Origin of the sequence: Elioraea sp. (assembly GCF_051860475.1) — a bacterium.
Classification (GTDB): domain Bacteria; phylum Pseudomonadota; class Alphaproteobacteria; order Acetobacterales; family Acetobacteraceae; genus Elioraea.
In genome coordinates, this window is record NZ_JBHYDW010000013.1 from 16,622 (window position 1) to 17,614 (window position 993).

Here is a 993-nt window from a genome sequence, read left to right on the forward strand (position 1 = left end):
CACATCTACGACATCCACTGGCGCCCGGCACCGTCCCTGGTGCCGCGCAGGCTGCGCCGCACCGTGCGCGAGCGCATCGGGGCCACGGGTGAGGTGTTGGAGCCGCTGGACGAGGTGGAGGCGCGCGCCGCGCTCGCCGCGCTGGCCGCCGACGGCTGCGAGGCGATCGCCGTGACGTTCCTGCACGCCTACGCGAATCCCGCACATGAACGCCGCGTGGCTGAACTCGCCCAGGAGGTCTGCCCCGAGGTGGAGGTCTCGATCTCCTCGGACGTGGTGCGCGAGTTCCGCGAGTTCGAACGCACCAGCACCACGGTCGCGAACGCCTTCATCAAGCGGCCGCTGCAATCCCATCTCGGCGCGCTCCGGCGCGAACTCGATCGCGACGGCGTGCACGCACCTGCCTTTGTCATGCGCGGCAATGGCGGCATTTCGACCTTCGAGAGCGCATCCGGCGTGCCGATTGCGCTTGCCCATTCCGGGCCGATGGGCGGCATCATCGGCGGCACGACAGTGGCAAAGGCGTGCGGCCTCACCGACATCATCACCCTCGACATGGGCGGGACCAGTGCCGATATCTCGCTCGTCACCGGCGGCACGCCGGTGCTCACCGGCAGGAGCCATATCGGCCCCTATCCGCTGCTGATCCCGATGCTCGATCTGGTGACGATTGGTGCCGGCGGCGGATCGATCGCCTGGCTCGAGCAGGGCGGCAAGCTGCGGGTCGGTCCGCGCAGCGCGGGCTCGGTGCCTGGGCCAGCCTGCTACGGCCAGGGCGGCGCGGCGGCGACCGTCACCGACTGCAACCTGATCGCGGGGCGGCTCAATCCCGTCTACTTCCTCGCCGGTGCGCGTCCGCTCGATACGGAACGTGCCCGCGCGGTGCTGCGGGAGACGGTCGCCGCGCCGCTCGGGCTCGGGCTCGAGGAGGCGGCACTCGGCGTGCTCGCGATCTCCGAGGCGCAGATGGCGGACGCGATGCGCCTCGTCTCG

General features: G+C 70.9%; 1 protein-coding gene. It reads left to right on the forward strand.

The window, feature by feature from the left end; all coding sequences use genetic code 11:
• A partial coding sequence (locus ACTIFU_RS04320; protein ID WP_439577061.1) for a hydantoinase/oxoprolinase family protein occupies positions 1-993 on the forward strand: 993 nt, incomplete at both ends.